This window comes from Burkholderia sp. AW49-1 (assembly GCF_053427845.1).
This window is the reverse complement of sequence record NZ_JBSAXF010000078.1, coordinates 1-1,479: the sequence shown is the minus strand read 5'-3', so window position 1 is coordinate 1,479 and position 1,479 is coordinate 1. Positions and strand designations below refer to the sequence as shown.

Annotated in this window: 1 protein-coding gene; it reads left to right on the top strand. The window is 65.2% G+C overall.

Annotated elements, in window-relative coordinates; translation table 11 throughout:
• Positions 1–1,403: ABC transporter permease (locus tag ACV22W_RS33450; RefSeq protein WP_448023806.1), on the top strand; the 1,403-nt coding region annotated here is incomplete at its 5' end.
• Positions 1,404–1,479 lie beyond the last annotated feature (76 nt).

Genomic DNA, 1,479 nt, shown 5'->3' with positions numbered 1-1,479 from the left:
TCATCTCGTTTACAGTCACGTTCTTCCTCGCGCTGTTCCCGAGCCGCGTGCTCGGTGCGGAACTGGCCGCGATCTTCGCGATCTTCACGAGCCAGGCGTGGAACATGACGTTCAGCTTCTACCAGTCGCTGCGTACGGTGCCGCGCGATCTGGACGAAGTGTCGCGCGGCTTTCACCTGACGTCGTGGCAGCGCTTCTGGAAGCTCGAGGTGCCGTTCTCGATGCCGGGGCTGATCTGGAACATGATGATGTCGATGTCGGGCGGCTGGTTCTTCGTCGTCGCATCGGAGGCGATCACCGTCGGCAACCAGACCATCACGCTGCCCGGGATCGGCGCGTATCTCGCGCAGGCGATCTCGGACAAGAACCTCGGCGCGATCGGCTGGGTGATCCTGACGATGACGGTGGTGATCCTGGCTTATGACCAGTTCCTGTTCCGCCCGCTGATCGCGTGGGCCGACAAGTTCCGGATGGAGAACACCGCATCGGGTGATGCGCCGCAATCCTGGCTGCTCGACCTCGTGCGCCGCACGCGCCTGATCCATCAACTGCTGGTGCCGGCCGGCTGGTTCTTCGCGAAGGCCGCGCGGATTCCGCTGCGTCTGCCGCTGTCGAGCGCGATGCGCTTCACGCTGCCCAAGGTCGAGAAGAAGGCGTCGCGCACGGTCGACATCGCGTGGGCAGTGCTGGTGCTGCTCGGCACGGCCTATATCGTGTGGCGTGTCGTCAGCTTCGTGTCGACCGGCGTGACGATGGCCGAAGTCGGCCACGTGATCGTGCTCGGGCTCATCACGCTGCTGCGCGTGGTCGTGCTGATCTCGATCGCGTCCGTGATCTGGGTGCCTGTCGGGGTGTGGGTCGGGCTGCGCCCGAAACTCGCCGAGAAGCTGCAGCCGCTCGCGCAGTTCCTCGCCGCGTTCCCGGCGAACCTGCTGTTCCCGGTGTTCGTGATCGTGATCGCGCGCTTCCACCTGAACGCCGACATCTGGCTGTCGCCGCTGATCGTGCTCGGCACGCAGTGGTATATCCTGTTCAACGTGATCGCCGGCGCGACGTCGTATCCGAACGACTATCGCGAAGCCGCGACGAACTTCCGGATCCGCGGCTGGCAGTGGTGGCGCCAGGCGATCCTGCCCGGCATCTTCCCGTACTACGTGACCGGCGCGATCACCGCGTCGGGCGGCGCGTGGAACGCGAGCATCGTGTCGGAAGCGGTGCAGTGGGGCACGACCCGGATCGAGGCGCACGGCCTCGGCGCCTATATCGCCCAGACCACCGCCGCCGGCGACTTTCCGAAGATCATCCTGGGCATCGCCGTGATGTCCCTGTTCGTTACCCTGTTCAACCGCCTGCTGTGGCGCCCGCTGTATGCCTTCGCCGAAGCGAAGCTGCGGCTCGACTGAGACCGATTGAGAGCGAAACGCGATGCACAATCCGAATGCTGTAAACGCCCCCGTCCAGACGTCCCAGCCGCCGCGC